This is a genomic window from Parendozoicomonas verongulae (assembly GCF_009711465.1).
In the GTDB taxonomy this organism is placed as follows: domain Bacteria; phylum Pseudomonadota; class Gammaproteobacteria; order Pseudomonadales; family Endozoicomonadaceae; genus Sansalvadorimonas; species Sansalvadorimonas verongulae.
On record NZ_SMME01000855.1, the window covers coordinates 1 to 18,169 of the forward strand.

Sequence of the window (18,169 nt, forward strand, 5' to 3'; positions counted from 1 at the left end):
CCCGGACGACAACAGAGTCAGGGTCAGCAGGGGCTTGGCAAGGAGATTGGACGCGCTTTCCATAACTCACCTCATAGCGGCAGTTTCACAACAGCGAGGCAGTGCAGTATAGTAGCGCCGGGTGACAAGCCAATTATTGGTAAGTGCTCAGTGAATCCATAGCTCCCCCGCCATTCTTCGCACAGGCCTGCAGGTATTCACTCAGCCAGATGACGAAGAAGAAAAACTAAGAGTGCCTAAATCATCGGAGACTGTCTGAAGCTCCGGTTTTCAAAGTGGTTGGGGTTTAAGTCAGAGAACAGCTGTCGTATTCCAGCAAGAATAACCGGTTGTCGAATTGCTCTCACGCTGATTTATGAACAGGGCTGGTTTATGAAAAGGATTGTTGTTACGACTCAAAATCGCCGTACCGTCACAGGTTATGCGGCTCGCTGTCGGAATCATCAGGTTTTTATTGTACAGCCAGAGCGCAAACGCATTGTCAGCTGTGAAGTGCATGAGCTGTTCAAGAATGAAACCTGGTTTGATACCGAGAGCGGGCAAGCTCACCCCTTCGATGAAATGGATGTTCTGATTACCGCCGGAATGGGCAGTGGCCTGCAGGCGGAGTTGGCGAATCGGGGGATTGAAGGGCTGGTCACAACGGAGAAAGACCCGAAGCTGGCGGTGAAAATGTATCTTCGTGGCACGCTGCCCCAGGCTGAAATCGCCGAGTTTCACGACACGGATGATTACATTGAAGACCTGAGTCGTCTTCCCAATGAAGTGCGTAATAAGTGCTGTGGTAATACCGATTTGAATGGTGGTTGCTGTGGCCGGGGCTTGAGAGGGCTGGTTTGATGATAACTGAATATGCCAGACGAGCCATTATCTGCCAAGACGATAAGATAACTACCCGGAACCATCAGCTCTTTCTTCTCCTTTAAAGAAGAATACGAAAGAGCTGATGTTTAAGCGTTAGGCGCTAGCCGCCGCAGTCCACTCGCTATCCAGCTCGGAGCAAACCATCTCACCACGCAGGCTGTGTGGCAGAGCCTCACCAATCTTCACATCCGCAAAGTGGCCGATCATACGCGGGTTGTCGCAGCGGAAGTTCACCACACGGTTACACTCAGTACGACCCTGCAGCTGGCCGGGATCCTTCTTGGAGTAGCCGGTAACCAAGATACGCTGAGTTGTACCTACCAGACGACGGCTGATCTGCATCACCTGCTGGTCAATGCGGTTCTGCAAAATCTTCAAACGCTGCTTCTTGGTCTCTTCGGTCACATCATCCGGGTAATCAACCGCAGGGGTGCCAGGGCGCTTGCTGTAGATAAAGCTGAAGGAAGCATCGAAACCTACTTCGGCAATCAGATTCATAGTGTCTTCGAAGTCCTGGTCGGTTTCACCGGGAAAACCTACGATAAAGTCGGAGGACATTTTCAGCTCAGGGCGAATCGCTTTCAGACGGTTAACCTTGCTCAGGTATTCGTCGGTGGAGTGATCACGCTTCATGGCCGCAAGAATGTTGTTGGAACCACTCTGAACCGGCAGGTGCAGATGACTCACCAGCTCAGGCACTTCGCCGTATACCTCAATCAAGCTGTCGGAGAATTCCATAGGGTGAGAGGTGGTGAAGCGGATACGGTCGATGCCGTCGATAGCTGCAACGACAGTAATCAGCTCGGCCAGATCAGCCGTATCGCCATCGTGACGATCGCCACGGTAGGCGTTTACGTTCTGGCCCAGCAGGTTGATTTCCCGCACACCCTGTTCCGCAAGGCCCACACATTCGGCGATAACGTCGTCAAACGGGCGGCTGACTTCTGCGCCACGGGTAAAGGGCACGATGCAGTAGGTGCAGTACTTGCTGCAGCCTTCCATGATGGAAACGAAGGCGGTTGGGCCGTCAACGCTGGGCTCTGGCAGGTTGTCGAATTTCTCGATTTCCGGGAAGGTCACGTCCACCACTGGGATGCCCTGGGCTTTGGTGGCGTCGATCATCTCTGGTACGCGGTGCAGGGTCTGAGGGCCGAAGACCATATCCACGTGACGGGCACGCTTGCGGATGGCTTCGCCTTCCTGACTGGCTACGCAGCCACCCACACCAATCACCAGATCGGGGTTTTCTTCTTTCAGTTTTTTCCAGCGACCCAGCTGATGGAAGAGTTTTTCCTGAGCCTTTTCCCGCACAGAACAGGTGTTCACCAGCAGGACATCGGCTTCCTCAGGGTTGTCCGTCAGTTCCAGTTCGTGGGTTTCTCCGAGCAAATCCGCCATACGGGCAGAATCGTACTCGTTCATCTGGCAACCGTGGGTCTTGATAAAAAGCTTCTTTGTAGCCATGCGCAGTTGATGTCACCGTATTCTTCAGGGGCTGCACCCGTTTTTGCATGTATGTTTGTGTTTACTTACAAACTGCCGGGTGCGAAATCGGAGCATTATAATAGCCAACTGCACAGGTGCCTAGTTGAGCTTTGTCTGATCGTTTTGGGGTGATTACTGTTTTTTTGCAGCAACTACGGAAACTTCTACCAACAGCTCTGGGCGAGCCCTACGGACTTCTCCCCTCTCTGTTCGGGACGTGAGAGAGGAGAGTCAGTGAAGAAGCTATTGGGATTTGTTCAGGGTGACGGAGCGGTCGTTGACATTGATGCCATTGCCTTTGAGTACCATGGAGCCGGACAGTGAACCGTTCTGATAATCCAGTATGAGTTTACCGCTCAGTGAGCCCGGTACGGAGGCGGCGGCTCCCCAGGCAAATGTTAGCTGAGTTCCCTTACAGATTTTGGGTTCCATATGAGGAGGTGGGGGTTTGTGGGGATGCGGCCCCCGACAGCCGCCATGCCGGCGTTCGTGGTGAGGTCGTGGTCCTTCGTCCTCCCAGTAGGGACCCTCGCCTCTATGAGGCCCACATTTTCCTCTCGGGCCGTGGTGGGGGCCCCTCGGAGGTGTTGCCAGATATTCTTTCTGACTGCCTTGATCCGCCACAATAACAACCGGCATGCCCTGTTGGATGAAGAGGGTGACAGACACCTTTTCATTTTGCTCGAGCAAGCCGTATAGCTGATAGCGATCATCAGGAATATCACACCTGGGAGGTGGCTGGTGGAAATCCATGGGGGGACCATCAAATCCGTGTGGTCCGCCATGGTGAGCGCTGGCGGCGAGGGGCGTCAGAAGTAAACCAAGTGCGAGCGGCAGGGCTTGCGGTTTCTGGAAAAATGTCAGTTTACTGGTGGCTTGGCTGTTTATCATCATACATCCTTGTGATTGTGATAACTCAGAAGTAAGTATAGGTTGTGGTGCAATTACTCTGTCAGTAGCGTATAGGCTTCATTAACCTTCTGAAATATTGACGTGTAGACTTCAACATTATCCGGGTGTTTGTCTGGATGGTTTGCCAGTGCTTTTTGCTTATAGGCTTTTCTGAGGTCTGCATCGGTGCAGCTTTCTGTAACACCAAGAATTTTTCGTGCCTCTTTCAGCCGGGTCTCTTTTGCATTGCTCTTGCTGTTCTTCATATTGGGGTAAGTACGCTGTCCTTCTCTGGTGCTTCTTATTTGTTCGACATTCATTTCCAGAAAATCAGATGCTAATTGTGTTTCGATGTCCGCGAACTGCCGGTCTGTTTTCCCAAGGCCGGCTTCACCTTCCAGGCTTTCCAAGTGATGTATGGCCTCGTCGCGAATAGGTAAGCCATGCTCGCTCACATGTGTGGAGGCTTTTTGCAGAATGTCGTGAATCTTTTCCAGTGCTGTTTTTTCTGGAGAATTGTCAGGCCATTGGCTGGGGTTGAATTTGGCAGCTTCTTCATAGAGGCTGTTAGCGATTTCTCTGTGTTTGGCGATATAGCTATCGTGTAACCGCCTTTTCAATATTCTCAACTGGGACGAGGCATTAACGTCTTGCTCCCTGACAATGACTCTCAGGCTTTTATAGTGAACAGAGAGTTCACCACAAAGGCTTTCAAGGGCGCGTGCTCGCTTATCGGCGTCCATGATTTTTCGTACCTGCCCATACCGAACCATAATCCCAGCCCGCTGCCTGCGATATTCACACATGGCCTGCGTTTGCTGCAGTACTGCCGTTTCGACAATAGATGAAGCCTCTTGTTTGAGTGCGTTGGCGATGTCCAGAGCCTTCTGGTAGATACCATCCACATACTCCTGCGCGGCTTCTGGCGTAAGAATATGAGAGTCGACCATGGGTTTGTTGAACTCTTGCGCCTGTATTTTCTGGTGTTCTTCTCTCTCTTTTTGCCGCGTTTCAGAGAGAGCTTTTCCACGGAAAAACAGAGGTGTGCTTCCCTGAGGGGGCTGCATATGGTCAGGCCTGGGTGCTTTGAAAGAACCTCTCAGCATCTCAAGGGATTTGCGGGCATAGGGGTAGCCAGGTATCGGTTTTGCAGAGGTTTGACTGATACGCCGGGGCTTTTGGCTTTCCGGCAAAGAGCTATCTGTGGCCGAAAGAGAATGTGATGTATGCAGAGGAACCATCCTGACCCTTTTTCTCTGCAGTGTTGAGGAAGATTGGCTGGCGATTTCTGTTTCTGGTGGCTCACTGGTCGCTGGTCGAGTGCGCACCACGGGTTTTAATCCGTAGGAGATATTAAATTTTGTGTACACAGCACTGTCCCTCAGTAGCGTCAGAAAATCCTTGTGTCAGATAAGACTGAATAATCGGAGTCCGGTTCCACTGCGAGAAGAGCTGACCAAGATGTTATTTCCAGTCAGTGTGAATGGTTTCTCCGGTAAATGCCGAGTCTGTGAACTTCCATTACGCTAGTAACCGTTATCAAGGCAATCAATATTGTTACTGAACCTAACGAAGGTGTTATGAAACTGACAGAAGAGATGCTGAAAAGCTTCGCTCAGGAAAAGATCGAGTTTGTACATCGAACCGGTTTGCAGGTTCTGGAAGCAAAACCCGGTTATGTGAAGTGCCTGATGCCAGCCAGGGGCAATGAAAACCACATGGGTACTATGTATGCAGGAGCCATGTTTACTCTGGCTGAAATTCCCGGTGGTGTGATGTCGCTGGCGTGTTTTGAGTTGGGGACATATGTTCCCATTCTGAAAAATATGTCTATCAGATACCTCAAGCCTGCCAGGGGCGATATTACTTTTGAAACAACGCTGCCTGATGAAGAGATAGCCCGTGTGGCCAGCGATGCACAGGAAAACGGTAAAGCGGACTTCATTTTAACCGGAGAGCTGAAGGATGCTGATGGCCTTGTGGTTGCGATAACAGAAGGGCTTTATCAGGTGCGTGCGACCTTTTAAGCCTATGCTGATGGCCGTAAATGACTGAGAGTATCTGTAGGCTGTCAATGACAGTGAGTTTCTCTTAGCTAGAATGCTTCTAACAATAAAAACAGTACCCCGAGCCTTTCGTTGTTAACACAACACGCCTCGGGTTGTCTTTTGCGGAGTAAAACATGCGCTACTGGAACAGCTGGGGTCACGACGGTACAGAAAAACCGCCTCTTACAGATGCTGCTCTGATATTTGTTAAACACACACTGGGCGACAGTTCCCCATTACCGGAAGCCACTCTTGAGCAGGTGTGCAGTAGGGTTCCCGTATCCCGCTTGCCCGACCATCCTCTTATCGAAAAAAATCCGGAAATTCGTGTGCGGCACGCCCGTGGTCAGTCTTTACCTGACTGGATTGCCATGAAGAGTGGTAACTTTGGCTGCTTCCCTGATGGCGTTGCTTTGCCAGAAACTCCCGAACAGATTCGTGAACTCATGGATCTGGCCCGAACAGAAGACTTTACTGTGATTCCTTATGGTGGTGGCACCAGCGTTGTGGGTCATATCAACCCGCAAAAGCAGGAGCGTGCTGTGCTCACCGTCAGCCTGGAGCGTATGACTCGCCTGCTGGATTTGAATGAAGAAAGCCAGATTGCCACCTTCGGCCCCGGCACTCCCGGCCCTATGGTGGAAGCACAACTGGCGGCCAAAGGGTATACGCTTGGGCACTTCCCGCAGTCTTTTGAACTGTCCACTATTGGTGGCTGGGTAGCCAGCCGTTCCAGCGGGCAGCAATCTTTGCGTTATGGGCGTATTGAACAGATGTTTGCCGGTGGTCGTTTAGAAACTTTTGATGGCACCATGCCGATTCCTACTATTCCGGCCTCCTCTGCGGGCCCCGATCTTCGGGAAATGGTGATGGGGTCGGAAGGCCGTTTTGGCGTGATCTCGGAAGTGAAGGTGCGGGTCACCCGTGCGCCGGAAAAAGAAGAGTTTATCGTCGTTTACTTCCCGAATTGGAGTAGCGCCTATTCCTTCTGCCGGGAGGCCACGCAAAAGAAACTCCAGCTCTCCATGCTGCGAGCCTCTAATGCAGTGGAAACCTGGAGCCAGTTCAAGCTTGCCGGTCACGATGACCTTGTTGCATGGCTGGAGCGTTACCTGCGCCTGCGGGGTGTGGATGAAGGCAAGTGCATGGTGACCTTCGGTATCACGGGCACCAAAGCACAGGTGAAAGCGGCGAAGAAGCAAACTCATAAAATGGTTCATCAGCACAATGGCGTAGGCATGACAGGGCTTGGGCCAAGGATTGGCAGGCTTTGGGAGAAAGGTCGTTTCCGCTACCCTTATCTGCGGGAAAATCTGTGGAAACACGGCTATGCGGTAGACACGCTGGAAACCAGTGTGAACTGGGACAAAACCAATACCACTATCGATGCCATTGAGAGTGGGTTGCGCAATGCGCTGGTGGATGAAGGGGAAACCGTTCACGTATTCACTCACCTCTCCCATGTGTACACGCAGGGTTCCAGCATCTACACCACCTATCTGTTCCGCTTTGGCAAAACCCACGAAGAGACGCTGGTCCGTTGGAAAAAGCTCAAGGCTGCAGGTTCAACAGCCGTTGTCGAGAGCGGTGGCACTATCAGCCATCAGCACGGTGTCGGGCGTGACCACGCACCCTATCTGGCAGCAGAGAAAGGGCCTCTGGGTATGGCGGCATTGAGCAAACTCAGTGAACATTTCGACCCCCAAAAACGTCTCGTACCCGGAGTGCTGCTTGAGGAGACAGAGGCATGATAGACCCCAATCTGACTATCAGTGCTCTGCAAAAGCAGGAGTGGGATCTGATTGTTGTAGGGGGCGGCATAACGGGCGCGGGTATTCTGCGGGAAGCGGCCCGGTGTGATTTGAAGGCGCTGCTGGTGGAGCAGCGAGATTATGCCTGGGGTACATCGAGCCGCTCTTCCAAGATGGTTCATGGCGGCTTGCGCTATATCGCTCAGGGGCAGATCAAAGTGACGCGGGAATCTGTATTGGAGCGGGAGCGTTTAGTAAAAGAAGCGCCGGGGCTGGTGAACTTTGGTGGTTTCACCATGCCCCACTACAAAGGCAAGTTTCCCGGCCCTCTGGCATTTGGGGCTTTACTCACGGTTTATGATTTTCTGGCCGGGCGTAAAGACCACAGCTTTTCTAATTCTATTCATGTTGATCATAGTTTGATGCCTGGTTTACGGCAGGAAGGCTTGCAGGGGGCAACCAGCTTTCAGGATGCGTTTGTGGACGACGCTCGTCTTGTGCTTCGCACCCTTGATGAGGCACGTATAGACGGTGGCGTGACAACAAATTACTGCAAGGTTGTTGAGTTGCTGAAAGGCAATGCTAAAGGCCGTGAACAAGTAAGCGGCGTGATAGTAGAAGATAGCCTGTCGAAAGAACGAGCAAGAATCAAAGCCAAAGTGGTGATCAGTGCCACGGGAGCCTGGAGCGACATTTTGCGGGAGAAAACCGGCCAAAAGCCCGTTGTGCGCCCACTACGAGGGAGTCATCTGGTGCTTCCATTCTGGCGCGTGCCTGTGGCTCAGGTTTGTTGTTTTATGCACCCGGATGATGGTCGGCCAGTGTATGTGTATCCCTGGGAGGGGAGCACGGTGATTGGCACCACAGATCTTGACCATCCTGCATCTCTGAATGATGAACCGGCTATTACCAGTGGAGAAATTGATTACCTTTTGAAAGCAGCAAATGGTGAGTTTCCCAGCGCTCATATTCAACGTGACGATATTACCTCAACATGGTCGGGTGTAAGACCGGTGATCAGTAGCGGTAAAAATATTGATCCATCTAAAGAGAATCGTGAGCACGCAATCTGGGACGACAGTGGTCTTATTTCTGTGTGTGGCGGCAAGCTGACAACCTTCCGTCTTATCGCTCGGCAGGCTCTCGCCAAGGCTGCTCGCTATTTGCCTGATGTGGTTATTCCCGCTGCGGAAGATCAGTCGACACTGTTCCGCCGTTATACCGGTGGAATCATTGATGAGCGTTTTGCTGCGTTGGAAACCGGACAGAAAACCCGCCTGCATGGTCGCTTTGGTGTGCATTTGCCTGCCGTGTTGAATTTGGCGAAAGATTCTGAATTTGAGCGTGTAGGTGCCACCGATTATCTCTGGCTTGAGCTACGCTGGGCAGCGCGCAATGAACAGGTGCGGCACTTGGATGACCTGCTGCTTCGCCGGACTCGCATAGGGAACCTTTTGCCGGCAGGTGCCACAGAGTATCTGGATCGCGTTGGGCAGATACTATCGGAAGAAGCTGGCTGGTCGGAGCAGCACTGGCAGAATGAGGTTGCCCGTTATCGGAAGCTCTGGCGGACAGCTTACAGCATCTGATTGCTTATCTGTGTCGGCTGCCAACGTCACTGTTTTATGGCATGTATGAAAGGTCAGGCCTTATGACTGCAGTAAAAAATAATAAGAATATCGACGAATCTGAAGACCTTATTCTTGCTATCGACAACGGCACCCAGAGCGTACGAGCGCTGTTGTTTGATTTGACAGGTAATGTTGTTGGCAAGAGCAAGGTTGAGCTTGATCCCTATTTTTCCCGCGAGCCGGGCTGGGCAGAGCAGGAACCCATATATTACTGGGAGTCTCTGTGTCAGGCTTGCCAGCGATTATGGGAAAGCACGGACATTGATAAGAGCCGCATCAAAGGTATAACCCTCACCTGTCAGCGTGGTACCACAATGTGTGTGGACGACAATGGGCAGCCATTGCGCCCTGCGGTTGTGTGGCTGGATCAACGGCGTGCCAACACGGATGATCCTATCGGCAGTTTCTGGGGGCCGCTGGGAACGATGACTGGCCTGAAAGGGCTGGTGAACTATTTTCGCAGCAAGTGCAGTTCCCGCTGGATTGCTCAACATGAACCTGAGGTTTGGGCGAAAACCAAACATTTCCTGCTGCTGTCTGGCTGGCACACATTCAAGCTCACCGGCGAGTACAAAGACTCCGTTGGCGGCACTGTTGGTTATCTCCCTTTTGATTATCGCAAGTTGAACTGGGCGCCCCATTGGGATTGGAGCTGGGGCGCAACCTGTTTGAAGCGGGAGCAGCTGGCAGAGCTGGTAAAGCCCGGTGAGCTGCTTGGAAGCATCACCGATGACGCTGCCCGGCAAACAGGTATTCCACAAGGTTTGCCTTTGATTGCTGCTGGGGCTGACAAGGCCTGTGAGGTGATTGGTTCAGGCTGTTATGAGAAAAATACTGGCTGCCTGAGCTACGGCACAACGGCCACCATCAATGTGGTACACGACAGGTTTCGAGAGCCACAGTTTCTTGTGCCCCCCTGGCCTGCAGCTATTCCCGACACGTGGAACAGCGAGTTTATGGTGTACCGGGGCTACTGGATGGTGAGCTGGTTTAAGCAACAGTTTGGCCATCATGAGTGTTCGGTGGCGGAGCGTGAAGGCGTGTTGCCGGAGGAGCTGTTTGAGGATTTGATTGATCAGGCTCCAGCCGGTTCTATGGGGCTTATGCTCCAGCCTTACTGGTCACCGGGGCTAAAAAATCAGGAAGCAAAGGGCGGGATTATTGGCTTTGGGGATGTCCACCACCGTGCCCATGTGTATCGCGCTATCGTTGAAGGTTTAGCCTATGCCTTGCGGGAAGGAAAGGAAAAACTAGAGAAGAAAGGACGGCTAAAGCTCCATCGTCTGGTGGTGTCTGGCGGTGGTTCCCAGAGTGATGGTGCGTTGCAGCTGACAGCGGATATTTTCAACCTGCCGGTTATTCGCCCTCATACGTATGAAACCTCAGGGCTGGGGGCTGCTATCAATGTTGCCGTCGGGCTGGGTTATTACCCGGACTACAGCTCTGCTATTCGCGGGATGACACGGGCGGATAAAACCTTTGATCCAAACCCTGATAACGTGAAAATCTATAACCGTTTGTACTCTGAGGTGTATTTGAAAATGTACAAACAGCTTCAACCCCTCTACCGGAAAATTCGTGAAATCACCGGTTATCCGGAGTGATGAAGCCGTCAGGAACTTTTCTACGTTCGTCTGTCTAAAAGCCAGATTGTTCTGCTATTGGGCTTTCGCGTGTGCTTTTAAAAGGGTTTCTCTGGCTGGTGGTTTGTTGTGCTGTTGCGATAGGGGCCGCAGCAGATACCGATGATTCTGCCGTTGCGCTGGAGTTTATTAATCAGGCTCGTTCAGGCCTTCAGCCTTTGTCCTGTCATCCTCTCCTTTCGAAGGTCGCCTGGCACCACAGCCGTTATATGGCTGCTAATAATTCTCGAGGGCACAGGGAGCAGGAGGATTGTCCAGAATTTACCGGGGTAACCTGTGCTGAGCGTTTGGTCACTTCGGGGCACCCTTCCCGTATGTATATTGAAAACCTGTCTACTGGTCAGCTTTCCTGGCAACACTCTGTTCAGGAGCTGATGAGTGCTATTTATCATCGCCTTGGTTTTTTAAGTTTTTATATCGACAGTATTGGTTTAGCCAGAGCTACAGCTATTCATAAGGCTTATTCAAAGGAGAGGAAACCTTTTTACAGCTATGTGATGACGTACTCCGGTTATGAACTTCTGTGTGCAAAAGGTATTAGTGGGGATGTGAATACCATTTGCAGTGATACGAATATCACTGTCGATAGCCGTGAACTCTATAAAACCATTGATGAACCCGCTCTTAAAAGCGTGGAGTTTGTCGTTTATCCATGGAATGAACAACAAGGCGTGGTTCCATACTTTATTAACAACGAACAACCATCACCTATTGCCGGGAAAGACATTGTGGGTCAGCCCTTTTCTATTCACTTTAATCCGGCAAAATTCTATGGTGTGCCTATTTTGGTGCTGAAAGTCGAGCTGGTAAGTGAACAGCAGGAGGTGATTAATCTGTTACCGGGAATGAATAAGGCTACTGATCCAAATCGTAAATTCACAGCGTTTGACTTTGCCTGGTTTCCGGAAGAGCCTTTGGAAGACAATACCCAATACACCGTACGGCTTTTGGTGGTGATTGGGAGAAAGCCCCAACCTATTAGCTGGAGCTTCCACACAGGGACAAGCAATTGACTCAAGCACGCGTCGTAATCTATCGATTAGATTGTCGGGCTTAGCTTCGCTCAACACCGGTCTACGGGTAATGCATTAGTTCTTGAATACCTGCTTCAACATAATAAAAATGCCGCTTGCTGCAAACAGGTTGCCCAGTGCCAGCAGGTAGCGATAAAGGTCCAGGCGCAGATAACCCGCCAGTGAACCTTCGGTACCAATCACCAGTGCTGCAAGGCCGTAGGCTGCTACCGCAATAATCATAAACAGCCCAAAAAATCGTTCACGCTTAAGCATGGTCACGGCTGCTGCACCCGTCACAATCAGAGATATTGTGATGGTGGTTGTGATGAAATGCTCGTGATAACCAGACTGACGGCACAGTTCAAAACCTGCCATCAGTCCAATTAATAACCGCCACCAGGCTGGACGGCTCCAGCCTAATTTCCAGCAGAATTCTGCCATGGAGAGTGCCAGTAAAGGTGGAGCCAGCGTTTTTGCAGCGGTGGTCATCGTGTTATGAGGCCCTGCCCATGCGGAAGAAAGCCCGAAGTGCAGAGTGCCCAGAATGGCACTTATACCAACCAGAAGAAACGATATGATAACGCCGGTCACTGGCATTCTTTCACTGGTGAGACGATAACTCTGCGTCATCAGAAACACACCAAAGAAACTGGAGAAAGCCAGTATGGCATCTGAGATAGCTAATGAAGTCCAGGTATATTGCATCAGGCTATCCGGGAAAAAGCTCTTTCAGCTGCGTCCAGAGTGCTCTGAATATCTTCATCGCTGTGGGCGCTGGAGATAAAGCCGGCCTCAAAAGAGGCGGGGGCCAGATAAACGCCTTCTTCCAGCATGGCATGGAAGAAACGGTTGAAGCGCTCACCGTCGCAAGCCATCACTTCTTTGAAGTTGGTTACAGCGTTCTGCTCGGTGAAGAATAGCCCGAACATAGCGCCTACCTGATTGGTGCGCAGGGCAATGCCAGCGGCCCTGGCACGCTCTTTCAGACCATCCAGCAGGTAGGTCAGCTTCTCTGTCACAGACTGGTGGAAGCCGGGTTTTGCTATCAGGTTCAGAGCGGTCAGACCAGCGGTCATGGCAACAGGGTTACCGGACAGAGTACCCGCTTGATACACAGGGCCAAGAGGGGCGATCTGTTCCATGATTTCACGCTTACCACCAAAGGCGCCAACGGGCATACCGCCACCGATAACTTTACCCAGAGTGATCAGGTCAGCCTTCACATTGTACTGCTCCTGAGCACCGCCCAGAGCCACACGGAAACCGGTCATCACTTCGTCAAAAATCAAAACGGTGCCGTACTCATCACAGATGCTGCGCAGTCCTTCCAGGAAACCGGGAACAGGTGGTACGCAGTTCATATTGCCCGCCACAGGTTCAACGATGATACAGGCAATATCGGAGCCGGACTGTTCAAAGGCAGCGCGCACGCTGTCCATATCGTTGTAGTTTACGGTGATGGTGTGCTGGGCCAGATCAGCCGGTACGCCAGGGGAATCAGGAATACCCAGAGTCAGTGCACCGGAACCGGCCTTGACCAGCAGGGAGTCGGAATGACCGTGGTAGCAGCCTTCAAACTTCATGATTTTGTCGCGGCCGGTGTAACCACGGGCCAGACGAATGGCAGACATGGTGGCTTCGGTACCAGAGTTCACCATGCGTACCATATCCATGTTAGGTACGATTTCGCACACGCGGTCGGCCATCGAGATTTCGATAGCAGTAGGGGCGCCAAAGCTCAGGCCCAGATCAACCTGCTTGTGAACGGCAGCAATAATATCCGGGTGGTTATGACCCAGAATCATGGGGCCCCAGGAGCCTACGTAATCAATGTAGGATTTGCCATCCTCATCAATCACTTTGGAGCCACTGGCTTCACGGAAAAAGACAGGAGTGCCGCCAACGCCTTTAAAGGCGCGAACAGGAGAATTTACACCCCCGGGAATGTGCTGTCGTGCCTGTTCAAACAGAATTTCGGAACGGCTCATATCTTGGGTCCTGTCTAAAAGAGTTGGTGATAGCTTTGGGCGCGACGGGTAATCGTAGCCGGCGTTTCGGGAGAGAACAGATCGTTCACTACCGCCAGCATATCCGCACCAGCTTCTACGAGTTGCGGCGCATTATCTCTGGTAATTCCGCCGATAGCTACCACTGGCAGCCGGAACTCTTTTCGGGCTTCGTTCAGCAGGGAGAGCGGTGCGGGTTTGGCATCGGGTTTTGTAACAGAAGGGAAGAAGCGACCGAAGGCAATATAGTCCGCTCCCTGCGCTGTAGCCGTGCGTGCCAGCGCCAGTGAGTTTTCACAGGTGATACCAATAATGGCTCTTTCTCCCAGCCGCTTACGGGCACTGGTGAGACCTTCATCGCTCTGACCGAGGTGAACACCGTGGGCACCGCAGGCTTCAGCCAGATCCACATCGTCATTGATTAAGAACAGAACGCCAGCCCTGTCGCACAGCGCCATCAGCATTTTAGCCTGACGCAGACGGCGTTCCTGATCCTGGCTTTTATCCCGGTACTGGAGAATAGTCATGCCACCATCAATGGCTGCCATCACACGCTCTTCGAGGGTTGCATCATCAGGCATAAGTTTGGAATCAGTAATGCCATAAAGGCCACGCAGGGCTGGAACAGACATGGGAGTCCTAAAACAAGAATGAGTATTGGCGGGTATTGTTAGTGGGGAGTGGCAGGAAAACAAGCTTTTGAACTACTCTTGCCGCGAATAATAAAAACGGATAACGGAAAGCTTTGAACTCTTTTGCTCATGTTGTAATGCTGCTCATTGTAATCGCCTATACAGGAGCGGCGCAGGCCGTCGATTTGGTCGATGAGCAAAACCTGAAAACGTATAATGTGTTTGCCAGCTCTCCGATTTATGTCACACCGTCGGGCACATTTATTCGTTACAAAGAACAGACGGTATTTGTTCAGGGTGTCCATTTACCCCATCAGGTTGTCAGCACCCTGCTGCAGGCCGGGGCAGAGGCCATTCTTCCCAAGCTGATGCATCACTTTATGGTGTTTGGCATGGCTCGGGCTGAGGGGTATATATCAGAATACAGTTACCAGAAACTAAAACGCTGGTTTCGGGAAGGGACTTTACTGAAACCTCTCGATTTCTGGTACTGGCTCAACTCATTGCGGCGTGCAGTTACACTGGGGCTGGCGACTTACGGGGAAGCTCGCAGTCGTTATCTCAATATTAAAATGGGAGATCACTTAGGGCACATTCCGTTTTATATGGGAAACCGGCTGGAACAATCTGTCTTTATTGATGTGTTCTTTGCGGAGTCAACGAACACCAGCCTCTCGGACACTGATGTGTCCCGTATTGAAGTGACCCCTCTCGCAGCTCCTGTTGACTTTCAGTGCAAGAGCTCCTGGGAGATGGCACTGGCTTATCTTGTGCACACTCTTTTAAAACATGGCGTGAAGCAGCTGCAAATACTTGAAAGGGCAGAGGGTGAACTGTTTCTCAGATGGTTTCAGGAACGAGAGGGGAGAGGTGAGGAGAGAGGTGAGGAGAGAGGTGAGGGGAAAGGTGAATGGATAAAACACTTTTTCCGCAAAGCATACTCTGTAACCGGCGAGTTGCGCAGAGAGCGGAATCTGCTTTCAGCCTTATCTCCTGAGAACCTGTACTGTGTTGCTGAGATAGTTGCCGGTAAAGCCTGCAACTGTGCTGTAGACGAAGCTTTAACCATTACAGGGGAGAAGACATTGCATCTTGCGCCTCTCCACGCTTTAGTGGGAACAGGGTATTTACGCTTTTCCGGTAGCCAGTCTTGGTCACCCGGATTGCCGGGGCAATTGTCCCTTGTAAACAGTATCTACGAGCCGGAAGTCTCTGGCCTTTCCCACCAGTTTCGTTTGCCTTACTGGGCTGCTTTGTGGGCTGAAGAGTTATTCCATCAATTGGCCGTTACTGTTGTCCGGCAGTCTGTTGATGCTGGTGAGGCGCTTTTAAATCAGTGGCTCCATCACTCTCACAGCTACACAGTTACGAAGGTTTTAAAGACAGAAGCTAATCTGGCGGGAGAAAAAAAACCAACGGTTGAGCTTGTACAAGATCGGTCAGGAAAGTCATGGGTAAGAAAATCAGCCCCATGGAAACCCATATGTTCAACCAATCAGTATTGTTTTCTTCACCTTGCGGAGGAAGCTCATATTCTTTCCCACTTAAATCACAAAAATATAGTGAAGTATCACGACAGCTGGCTGGAGAGATCGGGCAGTGATCAGACGCGATTGCTCATGATTGAGGAATATGGAGGAGCGGTCACACGTGAAAATCCACCGAAAAACCTCAGGGAGTTTAAAACCATGATGACGGATGCGCTGAAGGCGGTTGAGGCAGCAGAGAATGCAGGTGTCGCTCACTTTGATATCAGCGATGCCAATTTGGTGAAAGATGAAAGCGATGTTGTTCGACTGATTGATTTTGGTGTGGCACGCCATTTAGATAAAAGCGGGCACGCCTACCCTCAGCGCGGTACGGATACTTACTTGGATCCCAATCGATATAGCTGGAAGAAAACATCCCATAAAACAGATATCTGGGCTTTGGGAACAGTAGGGCTTAACTGGATTCGCAATTTCAAAATAAAAGGAGCTGACATAGCAGGGCGTGCCCTGATGGTGGCGAATAGAAATCGTGAACCGTTTGACCTTGGAAACTATCTGGATACAGATTCAGAGTTGTTTAATTTCCTCAATAGTATGCTGAGCCAGGATATGGACAGGCGCCCCACGGCCAGAGATCTGCTGAAACATAAGTTTCTGCAGGAGAGAACATCTCCCAGATCCCGTTAACAGAATAGTTAGCAAACCCTATGGTAAATCCGTCTATGCTTTCCCAAGATTGATAAGAAAGGTTGTTCGACACGTGAAACTAATAATCAGATTAGTGCTGGGGATTGTTGCTGGGGTGCTCATTGGACTGTTTTTGCCGGAGGTTGTTACAAAGGCTTTGGTGACATTCAAAGGAGTCTTCGGAGAGTTTTTGAATTTCACTGTGCCTCTTATCATTTTGTTTTATGTGATGTCCGGAATCGGCAGCATGCAAAAAGGCTCTGGTCGCATGCTGGGATTGACACTGTTTTTTTCCTATGCCTCAACCATTGCTGCGGGCGTGTTGGCATTTCTGGTTGCCAGAGAAGTTCTTCCTGTACTGGTGAACACTTCCGCTGAAAATGTCACTCAGGGAGCCATTATCACACCCTGGATTTCAATAGATTTACCTCCTATCCTCAGCGTCGCCACAGCACTGGTCACTGCTTTTATGTTTGGTATGGGTGTGTCCGTTACCCGAAGCAGGGAGTTGCTTGAGCTGATGGATCATGCTCGAGATATTGTTGAACTTGTTCTTTTGAAGGTCATACTTCCGGGGCTTCCTCTTTATATCTGTTCAGTTTTCGCGGAAATGGGCGCGTCTGGCACTGTGTTCTCAACACTCTCAACTTTTGCCTGGGTTTTGGGCATGGCTATCATTCTGCATTGGGTATGGTTGTTGATACTGTTCTCTATTGTGGGAGCAGGAACGGGCCGTAACCCGTTGAATATGATGAAAATCATGATGCCCAGCTATATTACAGCGGTAGGAACGCTGTCCAGTGCGGCTGCCATCCCGGTTACCGTAGACTGCGCCCGCAAGCTGCGCCTCAATGCTCATGTTGTAGATTTCGCAATTCCCCTATGTGCCACGATTCATCTCTCTGGCAGTGCAATTACCCTGACAGTGTGCGCCTCGGCTGTGATGCTGATGTCGGCGACAGGCCTGGTGAGTATTGGCGTATTCTTTCCCTTTTTGATGACACTGGGAGTAACACTGGTGGCGGCACCGGGTATTCCCGGTGGTGCGGTGATGGCCTCTATCGGTTTGTTGGTGAGCATGCTGGGTTTTGATGACTCTGCCGTAGCTTTAATGATTGCGCTTTATCTGGCTCAGGACAGTTTTGGTACTGCCTGTAATGTAACTGGTGATGGGGCTATTGCTACGATTGTGGATTATATCGGAGCGGACAGATGGGAACATGCCGAAGGCGACTCCCGGCATCGCCATACCGAGAATCAAAGTCAGGGATAGGCGAATAATCAGCTATTTCCTGGAGATAGAAATGAAAAGAAGACGCTTTTTAGGCAACCTTGTTACCGCCAGCGCACTGGCAGGCGCGTCCAGTGTATATGGTGGTCAGTGTATAAAAGTACCTGCCAGTGGGGCTGGCCCTATGAAACCTTTGAATAAACCATTTCTCGAGAACGACCTTACCCGTGTTTACCCTAATGGCCCAGAAGCGGTTGGCCAGAAAATGACATTATCAGGTCAAGTGGTAAATGAAGATTGTGAACCTTACAGTGGCGCGGAGGTTGTGATCTGGCAGGCTTGTGTGAATGGCATCTACAACCATCCCAACGAGGCAAGAAAAGGTTGGCGTGACCCAAACTTTCGTTATGAAGGCCGGTATATGACCGGCGACAATGGCGCCTATATTTTCCACACAATTCTGCCGGGCTCTTACCCTGTTCCAGCACGAGCCGATGCTGAGCGAGGGCTGGTGGCTTTTCGTGCGCCCCATGTACATTTCACTGTTACAATTCCCGGGCAGGAACCCTTCACTTCACAGATGTTTTTTGACTTGTTCGAGCTGACGAATCGGTTTGATCTGGTGCTTTACAAGAAAACGGAGAAACAGTGCGCACTGCTCACGGCAAGGGTGGAGGAACCGGAAAATCAGAGTCTCCCGATGAGGGCGCACTTTGATATCGTGATTTAAATAAGCGGCAATGCAGGTATAACTACTCACTCCCAGTTTATAAGAGGGAGAATATGATTGCTTG

15 protein-coding genes are annotated in these 18,169 nt (G+C 51.0%); 9 read left to right on the forward strand and 6 right to left on the reverse strand.

Going from position 1 to position 18,169, the window contains the following annotated elements; translation table 11 throughout:
* Positions 1 to 372: 372 nt before the first annotated feature.
* On the forward strand, positions 373 to 840 hold the full coding sequence (locus tag E1189_RS15870; protein WP_155161350.1) for a NifB/NifX family molybdenum-iron cluster-binding protein: 468 nt from the start codon (positions 373 to 375) through the stop codon (positions 838 to 840).
* A 117-nt stretch (positions 841 to 957) separates the two neighbouring features.
* Here the strand turns inward: E1189_RS15870 and miaB are convergent, their stop codons facing one another.
* The 3 genes from miaB to E1189_RS25945 all read right to left on the reverse strand — a co-directional run bounded on the left by miaB (position 958) and on the right by E1189_RS25945 (position 4,610).
* Positions 958 to 2,328 (reverse strand): tRNA (N6-isopentenyl adenosine(37)-C2)-methylthiotransferase MiaB, encoded by a 1,371-nt coding sequence (gene miaB, locus E1189_RS15875; protein ID WP_155161352.1) that lies wholly within the window; start codon positions 2,326 to 2,328, stop codon positions 958 to 960.
* Between the two features lie 264 nt (positions 2,329 to 2,592).
* Positions 2,593 to 3,243, reverse strand: a complete 651-nt coding sequence (locus E1189_RS15880; protein WP_155161355.1) for a hypothetical protein — start codon at positions 3,241 to 3,243, stop codon at positions 2,593 to 2,595.
* Positions 3,244 to 3,293: 50 nt separating this feature from the next.
* A complete protein-coding gene (locus E1189_RS25945; protein WP_155161357.1) occupies positions 3,294 to 4,610 on the reverse strand; it encodes a J domain-containing protein in 1,317 nt (438 codons plus the stop codon).
* Positions 4,611 to 4,820: 210 nt separating this feature from the next.
* On the opposite strand from E1189_RS25945, the gene E1189_RS15890 reads away from it, so the two are divergent.
* The 5 genes from E1189_RS15890 (at position 4,821) to E1189_RS15910 (ending at position 11,326) form a co-directional block, all read left to right on the forward strand.
* Entirely contained in the window at positions 4,821 to 5,267 is a 447-nt protein-coding gene (locus E1189_RS15890; protein ID WP_155161359.1) for a YiiD C-terminal domain-containing protein, read from the forward strand.
* A 155-nt stretch (positions 5,268 to 5,422) separates the two neighbouring features.
* The gene (locus E1189_RS15895) at positions 5,423 to 7,039 is read left to right on the forward strand and encodes an FAD-binding oxidoreductase (RefSeq protein WP_155161361.1); all 1,617 of its coding nucleotides are present in this window, start codon (positions 5,423 to 5,425) and stop codon (positions 7,037 to 7,039) included.
* Positions 7,036 to 8,628 (forward strand): glycerol-3-phosphate dehydrogenase/oxidase, encoded by a 1,593-nt coding sequence (locus E1189_RS15900; RefSeq protein ID WP_155161363.1) that lies wholly within the window; start codon positions 7,036 to 7,038, stop codon positions 8,626 to 8,628. Before E1189_RS15895 ends, E1189_RS15900 begins: the two co-directional genes overlap by 4 nt.
* Before the next feature lie 62 nt (positions 8,629 to 8,690).
* A complete protein-coding gene (locus tag E1189_RS15905) occupies positions 8,691 to 10,274 on the forward strand; it encodes an FGGY-family carbohydrate kinase (RefSeq protein ID WP_155161366.1) in 1,584 nt (527 codons plus the stop codon).
* A 71-nt stretch (positions 10,275 to 10,345) separates the two neighbouring features.
* Positions 10,346 to 11,326, forward strand: a complete 981-nt coding sequence (locus E1189_RS15910; protein WP_155161368.1) for a CAP domain-containing protein — start codon at positions 10,346 to 10,348, stop codon at positions 11,324 to 11,326.
* 75 nt (positions 11,327 to 11,401) lie between these two features.
* On the opposite strand, the gene E1189_RS15915 is transcribed toward E1189_RS15910, so the two are convergent.
* Genes E1189_RS15915 through thiE form a run of 3 tightly spaced genes read right to left on the reverse strand, consistent with a single transcriptional unit; the run spans position 11,402 to position 13,967 of the window.
* The gene (locus E1189_RS15915) at positions 11,402 to 12,034 is read right to left on the reverse strand and encodes a hypothetical protein (protein WP_155161370.1); all 633 of its coding nucleotides are present in this window, start codon (positions 12,032 to 12,034) and stop codon (positions 11,402 to 11,404) included.
* Entirely contained in the window at positions 12,034 to 13,317 is a 1,284-nt protein-coding gene (gene hemL / locus E1189_RS15920; RefSeq protein ID WP_155161372.1) for a glutamate-1-semialdehyde 2,1-aminomutase, read from the reverse strand. Before hemL ends, E1189_RS15915 begins: the two co-directional genes overlap by 1 nt.
* 14 nt (positions 13,318 to 13,331) lie before the next feature.
* Entirely contained in the window at positions 13,332 to 13,967 is a 636-nt protein-coding gene (gene thiE, locus E1189_RS15925; protein WP_155161375.1) for a thiamine phosphate synthase, read from the reverse strand.
* Between the two features lie 137 nt (positions 13,968 to 14,104).
* On the opposite strand from thiE, the gene E1189_RS15930 reads away from it, so the two are divergent.
* The 3 genes from E1189_RS15930 (at position 14,105) to E1189_RS15940 (ending at position 18,105) form a co-directional block, all read left to right on the forward strand.
* Positions 14,105 to 16,144 carry a protein kinase domain-containing protein gene (locus E1189_RS15930; RefSeq protein WP_155161377.1) on the forward strand — a complete coding sequence of 680 codons (2,040 nt, stop codon included), beginning with the start codon at positions 14,105 to 14,107 and terminating at the stop codon, positions 16,142 to 16,144.
* A 73-nt stretch (positions 16,145 to 16,217) separates the two neighbouring features.
* Positions 16,218 to 17,417 (forward strand): dicarboxylate/amino acid:cation symporter, encoded by a 1,200-nt coding sequence (locus E1189_RS15935; protein WP_329602076.1) that lies wholly within the window; start codon positions 16,218 to 16,220, stop codon positions 17,415 to 17,417.
* Between the two features lie 31 nt (positions 17,418 to 17,448).
* The gene (locus E1189_RS15940) at positions 17,449 to 18,105 is read left to right on the forward strand and encodes a dioxygenase family protein (protein WP_196221475.1); all 657 of its coding nucleotides are present in this window, start codon (positions 17,449 to 17,451) and stop codon (positions 18,103 to 18,105) included.
* Positions 18,106 to 18,169: the final 64 nt, after the last annotated feature.